Genomic DNA, 13506 nt, shown 5'->3' on the forward strand with positions numbered 1-13506 from the left:
CCCGACGCGCTCCCCTCGCTTGCCTCATGGCACGAGGGGTTTTTTGTTGCACTGGCACAGAATCGAATCCGCGTAAAACCCTCAGCTTCGAGAAGAGAATGCCGATGACCGAGCAGGCCACCGGGGCCCACCATCCGCAGCCGCGGCCCCGTTCCGGCGGACAGCAGTCCGCCGCAGTTGAGCACGTCACGGGTGCGCAGTCCCTCATCCGCTCTCTCGAAGAGGTGGGGTGCGACACCGTCTTCGGCATCCCGGGCGGCGCCATCCTTCCCGCGTACGACCCGATGATGGACTCGAAGAAGGTCCGTCACATCCTGGTCCGCCACGAGCAGGGGGCCGGCCACGCCGCCACCGGCTACGCGCAGGCCACCGGCAAGGTCGGTGTCTGCATGGCCACCTCCGGCCCGGGCGCGACCAACCTGGTCACCCCGATCGCCGACGCGCACATGGACTCCGTCCCGCTCGTCGCGATCACCGGCCAGGTCTCCTCCAAGGCGATCGGCACCGACGCCTTCCAGGAGGCGGACATCGTCGGCATCACCATGCCGATCACCAAGCACAACTTCCTGGTCACCAAGGCCGAGGACATCCCGAAGACGATCGCCGAGGCGTTCCACATCGCCGCCACCGGCCGTCCCGGCCCGGTCCTGGTCGACATCGCCAAGGACGCCCTCCAGGCGCGGACCACCTTCTCCTGGCCGCCCAGCCAGGACCTCCCTGGCTACCGGCCGGTCACCAAGCCGCACGCCAAGCAGATCCGCGAGGCCGCCAAGCTCATCTGCCAGGCCAAGCGCCCGGTCCTGTACGTCGGCGGCGGCGTCATGAAGTCCGGCGCGACCGCCGAGCTGAAGGTCCTCGCCGAGCTGACCGGCGTCCCGGTCGCCACCACCCTGATGGCCCTGGGCTCCTTCCCCGACAGCCACCCGCTGCACGTCGGCATGCCCGGCATGCACGGCGCGGTCACCGCCGTCACCGCGCTCCAGAAGTCGGACCTGCTGATCGCGCTCGGCACCCGCTTCGACGACCGCGTCACCGGCAAGCTCGACAGCTTCGCCCCGTTCGCCAAGATCATCCACGCGGACATCGACCCGGCCGAGATCGGCAAGAACCGCGCGGTCGACGTCCCGATCGTCGGTGACGCCCGCGAGGTCATCGCCGACCTGATCCAGGCCGTCCAGGCCGAGCACACCGAGGGCAACGCCGGCGACTACAGCGCCTGGTGGAAGGACCTCAGCCGCTGGCGCGACACCTACCCGCTGGGCTACGACCTGCCCGAGGACGGCATGCTCTCGCCCCAGCAGGTCATCGAGCGGATCGGCGCGCTGGCGCCGAAGGGCACCATCTACGCGGCCGGCGTCGGCCAGCACCAGATGTGGGCCTCGCACTTCGTCAAGTACGAGGAGCCCCGCACCTGGCTGAACTCCGGCGGCGCCGGAACCATGGGCTACGCGGTCCCGGCCGCCATGGGCGCCAAGGTCGGCATGCCGGAGCGCACGGTCTGGGCGATCGACGGCGACGGCTGCTTCCAGATGACCAACCAGGAACTGGTCACCTGCGCGCTGAACAACATCCCGATCAAGGTCGCGATCATCAACAACGGTGCGCTGGGCATGGTCCGCCAGTGGCAGACCCTCTTCTACAACCAGCGCTACTCCAACACCGTGCTGCACGCGGACGAGACCGGCCACGACACCGTGGGCTCCCAGCTCGGCGAGTCCATCGCCCCCCGCAAGGGCACCCGCGTCCCGGACTTCGTCAAGCTGTCCGAGGCCATGGGCTGCGTGGCGCTGCGCTGCGAGGACCCGGCCGACCTGGACAAGGTCATCGCCGAGGCCAACGCGATCAACGACCGCACGGTCGTGATCGACTTCATCGTCCACGAGGACGCCATGGTGTGGCCGATGGTCGCCGCCGGCACCTCCAACGACGAGGTCATGGCCGCCCGGGGCGTCCGTCCCGACTTCGGCGACAACGAAGACGACTGAGCCGAGAGAGCCTGAGAGAGAGAACGACTCACATGTCCAAGCACACGCTCTCCGTCCTGGTCGAGAACACGCCCGGCATCCTCGCCCGGATCGCCGCGCTGTTCTCCCGCCGCGGGTTCAACATCGACTCCCTCGCGGTCGGCGTCACCGAGCACCCCGACATCTCCCGCATCACCATCGTCGTGAACGTCGAGGACCTGCCCCTCGAGCAGGTGACCAAGCAGCTGAACAAGCTGGTCAACGTGCTCAAGATCGTCGAGCTGGAATCGCACAACGCGATCGAGCGCGAACTCGTTCTGGTGAAGGTCCGCGCCGACAACGAGACGCGGTCACAGATCGTCGAGATCGTCCAGCTGTTCCGCGCCAAGACGGTCGACGTCTCCCCGGAGGCCGTCACCATCGAAGCCACCGGCGGTGCCGACAAGCTCGGCGCGATGCTGAAGATGCTGGAGCCCTTCGGCATCAAGGAACTCGTGCAGTCCGGCACCATCGCCATAGGGCGTGGCGGCCGGTCCATCACGGACCGCAGCCTGCGGGCGCTCGACCGCAGCGCCTGACCGTCCGGACCATGCGTCAGTTCGCATTGCGTCAGTTCGCATAGCGAGACCCGAAACTCAGATTCCGTTCCCCGCCGTACGGTGGGAGCAACACCAGCGCACCAAGGAGATATCCCAGTGGCCGAGCTGTTCTACGAGAACGACGCCGACCTGTCCATCATCCAGGGCCGCAAGGTCGCGGTCATCGGTTACGGCAGCCAGGGCCACGCCCACGCGCTGTCGCTCCGTGACTCCGGCGTCGACGTCGTCGTCGGCCTGAAGGAGGGCTCGAAGTCCAAGGCCAAGGCCGAGGAGCAGGGCCTGAAGGTCGTCCCCGTGGCCGAGGCCGCCGAGTGGGCCGACGTCATCATGATCCTGACGCCGGACCCGCTGCAGGCCGAGATCTACGAGGAGTCCATCAAGGACCACCTCAAGGACGGCGACGCGCTCTTCTTCGGCCACGGCTTCAACGTCCGCTACGGCTTCATCAAGCCCCCGGCCAACGTGGACGTCGCCCTCGTCGCGCCCAAGGGCCCGGGCCACCTCGTCCGCCGCCAGTACGAGGAGGGCCGCGGCGTTCCGTGCATCGCGGCCGTCGAGCAGGACCACTCCGGCAACGCCTTCGCCCTCGCGCTCTCGTACGCGGCCGGCATCGGCGGCACCCGCGCCGGCGTGATCAAGACCACCTTCACCGAGGAGACCGAGACCGACCTGTTCGGTGAGCAGGCCGTCCTCTGCGGTGGCGCCTCCGCCCTGGTCAAGGCCGGTTTCGAGACCCTGACCGAGGCCGGCTACCAGCCGGAGATCGCGTACTTCGAGTGCCTGCACGAGCTGAAGCTCATCGTGGACCTCATGTACGAGGGCGGCCTGGAGAAGATGCGCTGGTCGGTCTCCGAGACCGCCGAGTGGGGCGACTACATCACCGGCCCGCGCGTCATCACGGACGCCACCAAGGCCGAGATGAAGAAGGTCCTCGCGGAGATCCAGAGCGGCGAGTTCGCCAACACCTGGATGGCCGAGTACAAGGCCGGTCTGCCGAAGTACAACGAGTACAAGAAGGCCGACGAGGCGCACCTGCTGGAGACCACCGGCAAGAAGCTGCGCAAGCTCATGAGCTGGGTCGACAGCAGCGAGAACTGATCTCGCGGCGGCGGGGCCGGGACGGTGCGTCCCGGCCCCGCCGCGCAGGCCGGACGGGGCCGGGGCGCGCTCCTGGTACACCCGGCTTGTCCAACCCGGCCAACCACGGAAGGGTGATCCTTCCGTACAGGCGGAAATCCGGTCCGTCAGCGCTTATACACTGCTCAACACAACGCGTCAGGCCCACAGTGTCGTGCGTCTTCCACGCGGCTACCCCCTCCACCGCCTGCGGCCGTCGGGACGGCCGTCCGCACTGGACTTGTGAGGACCCACGTGAGCTCGAAACCTGTCGTACTCATCGCCGAAGAGCTGTCGCCTGCCACCGTGGAGGCGCTCGGCCCGGACTTCGAGATCCGGCACTGCAACGGCGCCGACCGCGCCGAACTGCTGCCCGCGATCGCCGACGTCGACGCGATCCTCGTCCGCTCCGCCACCAAGGTCGACGCCGAGGCCATCGCCGCCGCCCGCAAGCTGCGGGTCGTCGCCCGCGCCGGCGTCGGTCTGGACAACGTGGACGTCTCCGCCGCCACCAAGGCCGGCGTGATGGTCGTCAACGCCCCCACCTCGAACATCGTGACCGCCGCCGAGCTCGCCTGCGGCCTGCTCGTCGCCACCGCCCGCAACATCCCGCAGGCCAACACCGCCCTGAAGAACGGCGAGTGGAAGCGGAACAAGTACACGGGTGTCGAGCTCAGCGAGAAGACCCTCGGGGTCGTCGGCCTCGGCCGCATCGGTGTCCTGGTCGCGCAGCGCATGTCGGCCTTCGGCATGAAGATCGTCGCGTACGACCCCTACGTGCAGCCCGCGCGCGCCGCCCAGATGGGCGTCAAGATGCTGACGCTGGACGAGCTGCTGGAGGTCGCCGACTTCATCACCGTGCACCTGCCCAAGACCCCCGAGACCCTCGGTCTCATCGGGGACGAGGCCCTGCACAAGGTGAAGCCGTCTGTCCGCATCGTCAACGCCGCCCGTGGCGGGATCGTGGACGAGGCCGCGCTGTACACGGCCATCAAGGAGGGCCGCGTCGCCGGTGCCGGCCTCGACGTGTACGCGAAGGAGCCCTGCACGGACTCCCCGCTCTTCGAGCTCGACCAGGTCGTCTGCACCCCGCACCTCGGCGCGTCCACGGACGAGGCGCAGGAGAAGGCCGGCATCGCGGTCGCCAAGTCGGTGCGCCTCGCGCTCGCCGGTGAGCTCGTGCCGGACGCCGTCAACGTCCAGGGCGGCGTCATCGCCGAGGACGTTCGTCCCGGCCTGCCCCTCGCCGAGAAGCTCGGCCGCATCTTCACCGCCCTCGCGGGCGAGGTCGCGGTCCGCCTCGACGTGGAGGTCTACGGCGAGATCACCCAGCACGACGTCAAGGTGCTGGAACTCTCCGCGCTCAAGGGCGTCTTCGAGGACGTCGTCGACGAGACGGTCTCCTACGTCAACGCCCCCCTGTTCGCGCAGGAGCGCGGCGTCGAGGTGCGCCTGACCACCAGCTCGGAGTCCCCGGACCACCGCAACATGGTGACCGTCCGCGGCACCCTGTCGGACGGTCAGGAGGTGTCGGTCTCCGGCACCCTCGCGGGCCCGAAGCACCTGCAGAAGATCGTGGGCATCGGCGAGTACGACGTCGACCTGGCGCTCGCCGACTTCATGGCCGTGCTGCGCTACTCCGACCGCCCCGGCGTCGTCGGCGCCGTCGGCCGCATCCTCGGCGAGGCCGGCCTGAACATCGCGGGCATGCAGGTGGCCCGCGCCGAGGCGCACGGCGAGGCCCTCGCGGTCCTCACCGTCGACGCCGAGGTCCCGGGAGACGTCCTCGCGGAGATCTCGGCCGAGATCGGCGCGGTCTCGGCGCGCACGGTCAGCCTCGGCTGACCCGCACGACACGGCGAAGGGCCCGGGGCAGACCCCGGGCCCTTTCGCGTTCCGCCGGACACCCGCACCCGCGGACCGATCAGTTGTACGTCGGCACCTGCACGCCCGCTTCGGGAACGCCGGCCCCCGCCGCCGCGGGCGGGGCAGGGGTTTCCTTCCCCCGCATCAGAGCCGCGGCGAGCAGCGCCGCCCCGACCAGCAGCGCCGCACCGCCCCAGGCCGCGTACTGCATGCCGTGGACGAAGGCCTCGCGGGCCAGGGCCAGTACCTGCTCCCCGGCGGCCCCGCCGAGCTGCCGGGCGGTGGCCACCGCCCCGCCCAGGGTTTCCCGTACGGCGGGCTCGGAGCCCGCCAGGTCGCTGCGGTAGACCGCGGTGCCGAGGCTGCCCAGCACCGCCATGCCGAGCGCGCCGCCGAACTCCTGGCCCGTCTCCAGCAGGGAGGCGGCGGAACCGGCCTTCTCGGCGGGGGCCGAGGCGAGGGCCGTGTCCGAGACCAGGGACATCACGGTGACGATGCCCGAGGCCAGCACCCCGGCGCCGGTCAGCAGCAGCCACAGGGAGTCGGTGTCCACGAGGCCGACCAGGACGAACCCGGCCGCGCCGAGGACGAACCCGCCGGCGATGACGTAGGCCCGCTCCACCTTCTGGGCGAGGGCCGCGGAGACCGGGGCCGCGGCGCCGATGACGACCGAGGGGGCCAGGCTCCACAGGGCGGCTTCCAGGGGGCCCATGCCGAGCACCGACTGGAGGTACTGGGTGGTGAAGTAGGCCGAACCCATCATGGCGAAGGCGGCGATGGTGTTGAGCCCGACGGCCGCCCCGAAGCCGCGCCCGCCGAACAGGGCCCGGGGGACCATCGCGTCGTCCCGGGTGCGCTGGCGGCGGACGAAGACGAAGCCGAAGACCAGGCCGAGGGCGAGCGAGCCGAGGTGGAGGGGCTCGAAGCCCTCGGCGGCGATCTCCTTGAGCCCGTAGACGACCGGCAGCACGGCGGCCATGGACAGCGGCACGCTCAGCAGGTCGAAGCGGCCGGGGGCCGGGTCCTTGAACTCCGGGACCAGCACCGGGACCAGGACCAGCAGGAGCAGCATCGCGGGCACGTTGATCAGGAAGACCGAGCCCCAGTAGAAGTGGTTCAGCATCACACCGCTGAGCACCGAGCCGAGGGCGATGCCGCCGGTCATGGCCCCGGACCAGAGGGCGATGGCCTTGCCGCGCTGCTTGTCGTCCTGGAAGAGGTTCCGTACGAGGGCCAGCGTGGAGGGCATCAGGGTCGCGCCGCCGATGCCGAGCAGGACGCGGGCCGCGATGAGCATCTCGGCGCTGGTGGCGTACCCGGCGCCGACCGAGGCGAGGCCGAAGGCGGTCGCGCCGATCATCAGCAGCTTGCGGCGGCCGATCCGGTCCCCGAGCGAGCCCATCGTGATCAGCAGGCCGGAGAGGGCGAAGGCGTAGCTGTCGAAGATCCAGAGCTGCTGGGTGGCGCTGGGGTCGAGCTGCTCGGTGATGGCGGGGATGGCGAAGTAGAGGACCGAGACGTCCATCGAGACCAGGAGCAGGGGCAGCACGAGAACGGTGAAGGCGATCCATTCTCGGCGGCCGGCGAGGCGCGCTGTGGCGGCGGGGTTCGTCATGAGAAGGAATGTACAGACGTCATAAACAACTGTCTAGAACAACTGTGTAGAACTTTTGTCTAGGACAACCGTCTTGCTACGGTGGGGCCATGGGACATCGTGAAGATCTGCTCGAGGGCGCCAAGAAGTGCCTGGTCGAGAAGGGGTTCGTGCGCACCACCGCACGCGACATCGTCAGCGCCTCCGGAACGAACCTGGCGTCCATCGGCTACCACTACGGCTCGAAGGACGCCCTGCTCACCCAGGCCTTCATCGCCTTGATGGAGGAGTGGGGGCAGGTCTTCCAGGACGGCCTGGAGGGTGAGGGGGGCTCGCTGGAACGCTTCCGCGCGCTGTGGGCGGGCGTCCTGGCGCAGCACGAGAAGTCGGGCCGGATCTGGGCGGCGAGCCTGGAGGTGGCGCTGAGCGGGGATCAGCGGCCCGAGCTGCGGGCCATGCTCGCGGCCTCGCAGGGCGAGGGGCGCCGGGGGCTGATCTCGATGCTGACCGGCACCCCGGAGGACCGGCTCGACGAGCGGGACGTGCGCACGCTCGGGGCCTTCTACCAGGCGCTGCTCAACGGCTTGATGATCCAGTGGCTGTTCGACCCGGAAACGGCGGCCACCGCCGAGGAGTTCACCGAGGGCATGCGCCGTGCCGCCGAAGCGCTCACGCGGGCGCCGGAGAGCGCCGCCGAGTAGGCGGAGCCGGGGCCGGCCCGGCCTTCCCGCCGGCCCGGCCCGATCCGCCCGACGCTCCCCGACTGGAGGGTCCGTGGCTTCGCCGGCACAGGTGGCGGAGGGCTCGTCCCGCTCGGGTGCCACCTCAGCCGGATGAGCCCTCCGCCGCGCGGGGGAGGCGATCCGCCGCAGGGGACGATCCGGGGCTGCCATGTCCACGGCCAGCATGGAGGTCATGACGACAGCCCCTGCTGCACTCTCCGCCGCCTCTACCGCCCCCGCGCCCGTCTGGGCCCGCCGCGCCGCCCACGCCATCGCCCTGTGCGCCGTCCCGTCCGGTCTGTGGCGCATCGCCATGGCGTCCGGTGTCTACGTCGGCTACAGCGACCAGGTCCTGCGCGACGTCTTCGGCATCCCGGGCTGGGGCGTCGCGTACGTCGTGGGCCTCTCCGTCATCGCCGAGCTCGCCGCCCTGTTCCCGCTGCTCCTCGTCAGCGACCGGTGGCGGCCGCTGCGTCCCCGGACCCTCGCCGCGCTGGCCTGGACCGCCTCGACCGTCCTGGTCCTGGTGGCACTGTCGCAACTCGTGGTCGCCTTCACCGTCGAGAGCCAGACGTACATGTCGAGCGGTACGGCACAGACTGTCTGGGGCTTCGTCTTCGCCCCCTTGTTCGCCATCCCGGTCCTGATGACGGCGGTGACCTGGTCGTACGCGAAGCGGCACCGGGCGCGGGGCCGGGCATGACCTCCCGCCCCCCCAACCAGTCCTGACGAACCGCCTGCAGGGCCAGCGGAGTTGCGGATGCCGCACTAGCCGTGCAGGCGGGACGCCTTCAGGGCCATGTGGAGCAACAGGCGGTCCTCGCCCTCGTCCAGGTCGAGGCCGGTCAGCTGCTCCACCCGGGCGAGCCGGTAGTACAGCGTCTGGCGGTGGATGCCCAGCGCCGCCGCCGCGCGGCCCGCCTGGCCGGCGCAGTCCAGGAACACCTCGGCCGTCCGGGCGAGTTCGCGGTGCGCCGGGCCCAGCAGGGCGCGCGCCGCGGGATCGTCCACCGGGTCGGCGGCGAGGGCCGCCAGCAGCCGGTACGGGCCGATCGCCGACCACTGCGCGACCGGCCCGAGCCGTGGCTGCGCGGCGGCCGCCCGGGCCGCGGCCACGGCCTGTTCCCAGGCGGCGGGCAGCTGCGCGAGCGCCCGGACGGGATCGGCGACTCCGGCGGTCACGGTGGGGGCCCCGCTCGGGCCGCCGGTGGCGCCCCCGGCCGCCGCTGCGCCGGCAGGCTCCGCCGCCGCGCGCGGGAGCAGGCGGGCCACCGCCGTCAGGGCCGGAGCCAGTGCGTCCGTCGAGCGCAGCCGGAGCAGGACCGCCAGGGCCGGACCGGCCACCGAGCCGCCCGCCCCCGCCGAACGCTCCGCCGACTCCGGCTTGTGACCCGGCCCCCCGCCGGGGACCACGCACACCGCCGCCGCGCCCGGCACCGACGCCGGCGGTTCCCCGGACCACGGCGCCACGCACACCGCCGCGTGCAGCCCGTCCCCGCCCGGGCCCAGGGCCGCCCGCAGCGCGGCCACGGCCATGTCCTGCTGCCAGCCCCGCCCGGCGGTGAGCACCGCGAGGAACTCCCGCGAGAGGTCCGCGCCCGCCTTCGCCTCCTCGGCGAGCAGGATCCCGATCCGCTCGGCCACCTCCATGGCCGCGGCCAGTTCCGCCGCTCCCGGACCGGGCTCCTGGTCGAGGAGCCATACGTATCCCTGCACGATGCCCCGGTACCGCACCGGCAGGCAGATCCGCCCCCGGAACACCCCGGCCTCCGGCGCCGCCGGGATGCGGACCGGGCCGGTCGCGCGGGCGATGCCGAAGCCCTCGAACCAGGAGCGGACGGCCGCCGTGGACTGGCGGGTCAGGATCGAGCGGGTCCGTACCGGGTCCATGGCCGTGTCGTCGTCGCTGTCGTGCGCGCCGAAGGCGATGAGGCGGAAGTCCCGGTTCTCCAGGGTCGCCGGGGCGCCGAGCAGCGCCGAGATCTCGTCCACCAGGTCCTGGTAATCGCCCTTCACCCGGACATTCTCCCACCCGCGGACCGGCTCTTCAGACAGATGTATGAGATCCGAGACACGGATGCGTGACAGCTGTCGATGGCAGACGATCGAAGCGATCCTTAGGTTTCACGGTGGTTTCACTTGCGGTTTCTCCCGCGCTTTTCTTCTGCCACCCGTTGGAGGTGCCCCCGTGCTGGGTCCCGTGATCCTCGCCGCTTCGCGCAGTGCCACGATGCGCCGTATCGTCTCTGCAGCCCCGGTGACCAAGCCCGTGGTGAACCGTTTCATCCCCGGGGAGACGGTCGACCAGGTCATCCCGATCGTCGAGCGGCTCACGCGCAGCGGCCTGGAGGTCACCCTCGACGTCGTCGGCGAGGACATCACCGAGGTGGCGCAGTCGCACGCCGCCCGGGACGCCTACCTCCAGCTCATCGAGCGCCTCGCGGACCTCGGCCTCGGCGAGCGCGCCGAGATGTCCGTGAAGCTGTCGATGTTCGGGCAGGCGCTGGAGGGCGGTCACGAGCTCGCCCTCGCCAACGTCCGCCCGGTCGTCGAGGCCGCCGCCGCCATCGGCACCACCGTGACCCTCGACGCCGAGGACCACACCACCCTCGACTCGATGTTCGCCATCCACGAGGAACTGCGCCGGGACTTCCCGCAGACCGGCTGCGTGATCCAGGCCTACCTCTTCCGCACCGAGGCCGACGCGCGCCGGCTGGCCGCCGCCGGGAGCCGCGTCCGGATCGTGAAGGGCGCCTACAAGGAGCCCGCCGAGGTCGCCTACCAGGACAAGTCCGAGATCGACCGGGCGTACGTCCGCATCATGAAGATCCTCATGGAGGGCGAGGGCTACCCGATGATCGGGTCGCACGACCCGCGTCTGATCGCCATCGCGCAGGAGCTCGCCCGCTCGGCCGGGCGCAAACTGGACGAGTACGAGTTCCAGATGCTGTACGGCATCCGCAGCGAGGAGCACCTGCGGCTGGCGGCAGAGGGCCACCGGATGCGTGTGTACACCGCGTACGGGACGGACTGGTACGGCTACTTCATGCGCCGTCTCGCGGAGAAGCCGGCCAACCTGCTCTTCTTCGTCCGCTCGATGATCACCAAGAACTAGCCAAGAACCAGGTCAAGGAGTTACCAGCCCCATGGATGCTGTGACCCAGGTCCCCGCGCCGGTCAACGAGCCGGTCCACTCGTACGCCCCCGGCACCCCGGAGCGCGCACGGCTCGAAACGCAGCTCAAGCTGCTGTCCGAGAACCCGATCGAGCTCCCGATGACGATCAACGGCGTCAAGCGGATGGGCGGCGGCGAGCGTTTCGACGTGGTGCAGCCGCACGACCACAAGTCGGTGCTCGGCACCTACGCCAACGCCACCCAGGCCGACGCGCAGGAGGCCATCGACGCCGCCCTCGCCGCCGCCCCGGCCTGGCGCTCGATGTCCTTCGACGACCGCGCCGCGATCATCCTGCGCGCCGCCGAGCTGCTGGCCGGCCCGTGGCGCGAGAAGCTCGCCGCCTCCACCATGCTGGGCCAGTCGAAGACCGCGCAGCAGGCCGAGATCGACACCCCGTGCGAGCTCGTCGACTTCTGGCGCTTCAACGTCCACTTCGCCCGCCAGATCCTGGCCGAGCAGCCCGGCGCGAACTCCGCCGGCGTGTGGAACCGCAGCGACCACCGCCCGCTGGAGGGCTTCGTCTACGCGATCACGCCGTTCAACTTCACGGCCATCGCGGGCAACCTGCCGACCGCCCCCGCCCTCATGGGCAACGTGGTCCTGTGGAAGCCGTCCCCGACGCAGACCCACTCCGCGGTGCTGCTGATGGAGCTCCTGGAGGAGGCCGGCCTCCCCAAGGGCGTCATCAACCTCGTCACCGGTGACGGCATCGCCGTCTCGGAGGTGGCCCTGAACCACCCCGAGCTGGCGGGCATCCACTTCACCGGCTCGACCAAGACCTTCCAGTACCTGTGGAAGACGGTCGGCAACAACATCGAGAAGTACCGCTCCTACCCGCGCCTGGTCGGCGAGACCGGCGGCAAGGACTTCGTCGTCGCGCACCCGTCCGCGGACCGCGCCGTCCTGAAGACCGCGCTGACCCGCGGCTCCTTCGAGTTCCAGGGCCAGAAGTGCTCGGCGTCCTCCCGCGCCTACATCCCGGCCTCGATCTGGAACGACGGCTTCAAGGAGGCCTTCGCGGCCGAGGTCGACGGCATCGCCATGGGTGACGTCCGCGACCTGACCAACTTCATCGGCGCCGTCATCGACGAGCGTTCGTTCGCGAAGAACAAGGCCGCCATCGACCGGGCGAAGGCCGACCCGACCTGCGAGATCGTCGCGGGCGGCACCTACGACGACTCGGAGGGCTACTTCGTCCGCCCGACCGTCATCGTGTGCACCGACCCGGAGAACGAGGTCTTCACGACCGAGTACTTCGGCCCGATCCTCGCGGTCCACGTCTACGACGACGCGGACTACGACGCGATGCTGGCCCAGATGGAGTCCGTCTCGGCGTACGCCCTGACCGGCTCGATCATCGCCGGTGACCGCTACGCGGCGGCGGACGCGATGGAGAAGCTCCGCTTCGCGGCGGGCAACTTCTACATCAACGACAAGTCCACGGGCGCCGTGGTCGGCCAGCAGCCCTTCGGCGGCGGCCGTGCCTCGGGCACGAACGACAAGGCCGGCGCGGCGACCAACCTCCAGCGCTGGACCTCGACGCGCTCCATCAAGGAGACGCTGGTGGCCCCGACCGAGTACGGCTACCCCCACATGGGCTGACCCGCCCGCTGAACCCCGCCCCCGCTCCGGTACCCCCAAGTCCGGAGCGGGGGCGGTTTCCATTTCCGGCGGCCCGGCGAGACCCCCTAGACCTCGACGAGGACCTGGTCCAGGGACTTGCGGACCAGATCGGGGACTTCGCAGTCGTCCGCCGGGTAGCCGACCGGGACGACCGCGAAGGCCTTCTCGTTCTCGGGGCGGTTCAGGACCCGGGAGAGGAAGCGCATCGGGCTCGGGGTGTGGATGAGGGCGGCCAGGCCGGACAGGTGGAGGGCGGACAGGAGCATGCCGACGGCGATGCCGACCGACTCGTCGACGTAGTAGTGCTTGTGCTTCGTGCCGTCCGGGCCGAGCCAGTAGCGCTGCTGGAAGACCACGATCAGGGCAGGGGCGTCCGTGAGGTGGGTCTTCACGGCGTCCGTGCCGAGGGGGCGCAGGGCGGCGAGCCACTCGTCACCGAGGCGGCCGTCGTACGAGAGCGCCTCCTCCTGCTCGGCGGCGGCGCGGATCTGCCGGCGGACTTCCGGGTCCTTGACCAGGACGAAGGTCCAGGGCTGCTGGTGCGCCCCGGAGGGGGCGGTGGCGGCGCACGCGATGGCGTCCCGGACCACCTGCTCGGGCACGGGGTCGGGGGAGAAATGGCGTACGGTCCGCCGCTCGTCCATGCGTGCACGCAACTCGGCGGCCCGCGCGCGGGATTCCGCGCTCGGCATCCGCTCGGGCCGGTAGGCGGCGGGGCGGTACGGCTGGCCGTGGATCGGGGTCCACTGCTGGGTATCGGGCGACATACCGCGAGTGTGCGGAGGCCGCGGCGCGGCCCGCCAGAGCCGCGTCGGCCGATTCCGGCCGGTGGACGGCGTCCGGCGT

The 13506-nt window shown here is 70.7% G+C and carries 11 protein-coding genes; 8 read left to right on the forward strand and 3 right to left on the reverse strand.

Annotated features, from left to right (window positions below):
* The first annotated feature begins 98 nt into the window (after window positions 1-98).
* The 4 genes from ACIP5M_RS19240 (at window position 99) to serA (ending at window position 5524) form a co-directional block, all read left to right on the forward strand.
* Window positions 99-1985: an acetolactate synthase large subunit gene (locus ACIP5M_RS19240; RefSeq protein ID WP_401198473.1), complete on the forward strand. Its 1887-nt coding sequence runs from the start codon at window positions 99-101 to the stop codon at window positions 1983-1985.
* Window positions 1986-2017: 32 nt separating this feature from the next.
* Window positions 2018-2542 carry an acetolactate synthase small subunit gene (ilvN, locus tag ACIP5M_RS19245; protein WP_031150278.1) on the forward strand — a complete coding sequence of 175 codons (525 nt, stop codon included), beginning with the start codon at window positions 2018-2020 and terminating at the stop codon, window positions 2540-2542.
* A gap of 117 nt (window positions 2543-2659) precedes the next feature.
* Window positions 2660-3661, forward strand: coding sequence for a ketol-acid reductoisomerase (gene ilvC, locus ACIP5M_RS19250; protein ID WP_401198476.1), 1002 nt, complete (start codon window positions 2660-2662; stop codon window positions 3659-3661).
* Between the two features lie 273 nt (window positions 3662-3934).
* Complete coding sequence (gene serA, locus ACIP5M_RS19255; RefSeq protein WP_401198478.1) at window positions 3935-5524, forward strand: phosphoglycerate dehydrogenase; 1590 nt, start codon at window positions 3935-3937, stop codon at window positions 5522-5524.
* Window positions 5525-5603: 79 nt separating this feature from the next.
* Here the strand turns inward: serA and ACIP5M_RS19260 are convergent, their stop codons facing one another.
* A complete protein-coding gene (locus ACIP5M_RS19260) occupies window positions 5604-7160 on the reverse strand; it encodes an MFS transporter (protein WP_401198480.1) in 1557 nt (518 codons plus the stop codon).
* 89 nt (window positions 7161-7249) lie between these two features.
* Here ACIP5M_RS19260 and ACIP5M_RS19265 point away from each other — a divergent pair, with 89 nt between their 5' ends.
* Together ACIP5M_RS19265 and ACIP5M_RS19270 are read left to right on the forward strand one after the other, a co-directional pair.
* A complete protein-coding gene (locus tag ACIP5M_RS19265; protein WP_401198482.1) occupies window positions 7250-7840 on the forward strand; it encodes a TetR/AcrR family transcriptional regulator in 591 nt (196 codons plus the stop codon).
* Window positions 7841-8045: 205 nt separating this feature from the next.
* Complete coding sequence (locus ACIP5M_RS19270) at window positions 8046-8564, forward strand: hypothetical protein (protein ID WP_401198562.1); 519 nt, start codon at window positions 8046-8048, stop codon at window positions 8562-8564.
* A 65-nt stretch (window positions 8565-8629) separates the two neighbouring features.
* Here ACIP5M_RS19270 and ACIP5M_RS19275 read toward each other — a convergent pair whose 3' ends face one another.
* Window positions 8630-9877, reverse strand: coding sequence for a PucR family transcriptional regulator (locus ACIP5M_RS19275; RefSeq protein WP_401198484.1), 1248 nt, complete (start codon window positions 9875-9877; stop codon window positions 8630-8632).
* Window positions 9878-10049: 172 nt separating this feature from the next.
* Here ACIP5M_RS19275 and ACIP5M_RS19280 point away from each other — a divergent pair, with 172 nt between their 5' ends.
* Window positions 10050-10976 carry a proline dehydrogenase family protein gene (locus ACIP5M_RS19280; RefSeq protein ID WP_401198486.1) on the forward strand — a complete coding sequence of 309 codons (927 nt, stop codon included), beginning with the start codon at window positions 10050-10052 and terminating at the stop codon, window positions 10974-10976.
* Between the two features lie 31 nt (window positions 10977-11007).
* Entirely contained in the window at window positions 11008-12639 is a 1632-nt protein-coding gene (gene pruA / locus ACIP5M_RS19285) for an L-glutamate gamma-semialdehyde dehydrogenase (RefSeq protein ID WP_401198488.1), read from the forward strand.
* Between the two features lie 86 nt (window positions 12640-12725).
* Here the strand turns inward: pruA and ACIP5M_RS19290 are convergent, their stop codons facing one another.
* A complete protein-coding gene (locus ACIP5M_RS19290) occupies window positions 12726-13427 on the reverse strand; it encodes a nitroreductase family protein (protein WP_401198490.1) in 702 nt (233 codons plus the stop codon).
* Between the last annotated feature and the right edge of the window lie 79 nt (window positions 13428-13506).

The sequence above is a fragment of the Streptomyces sp. NPDC088762 genome (assembly GCF_044750905.1).
Taxonomy (GTDB): Bacteria; Actinomycetota; Actinomycetes; order Streptomycetales; family Streptomycetaceae; genus Streptomyces.

Bases quoted from the DNA above. Each gene is read 5' to 3' on its own strand.
- ilvN (WP_031150278.1), top strand. From the start codon at position 2,018: ATGTCCAAGCACACGCTCTCCGTCCTGGTCGAGAACACGCCCGGCATC.
- pruA (WP_401198488.1), top strand. From the start codon at position 11,008: ATGGATGCTGTGACCCAGGTCCCCGCGCCGGTCAACGAGCCGGTCCAC.
- ACIP5M_RS19290 (WP_401198490.1), bottom strand. From the start codon at position 13,427: ATGTCGCCCGATACCCAGCAGTGGACCCCGATCCACGGCCAGCCGTAC.
- ACIP5M_RS19270 (WP_401198562.1), top strand. From the start codon at position 8,046: ATGGAGGTCATGACGACAGCCCCTGCTGCACTCTCCGCCGCCTCTACC.
- ACIP5M_RS19265 (WP_401198482.1), top strand. From the start codon at position 7,250: ATGGGACATCGTGAAGATCTGCTCGAGGGCGCCAAGAAGTGCCTGGTC.
- ACIP5M_RS19240 (WP_401198473.1), top strand. From the start codon at position 99: ATGCCGATGACCGAGCAGGCCACCGGGGCCCACCATCCGCAGCCGCGG.
- ACIP5M_RS19260 (WP_401198480.1), bottom strand. From the start codon at position 7,160: ATGACGAACCCCGCCGCCACAGCGCGCCTCGCCGGCCGCCGAGAATGG.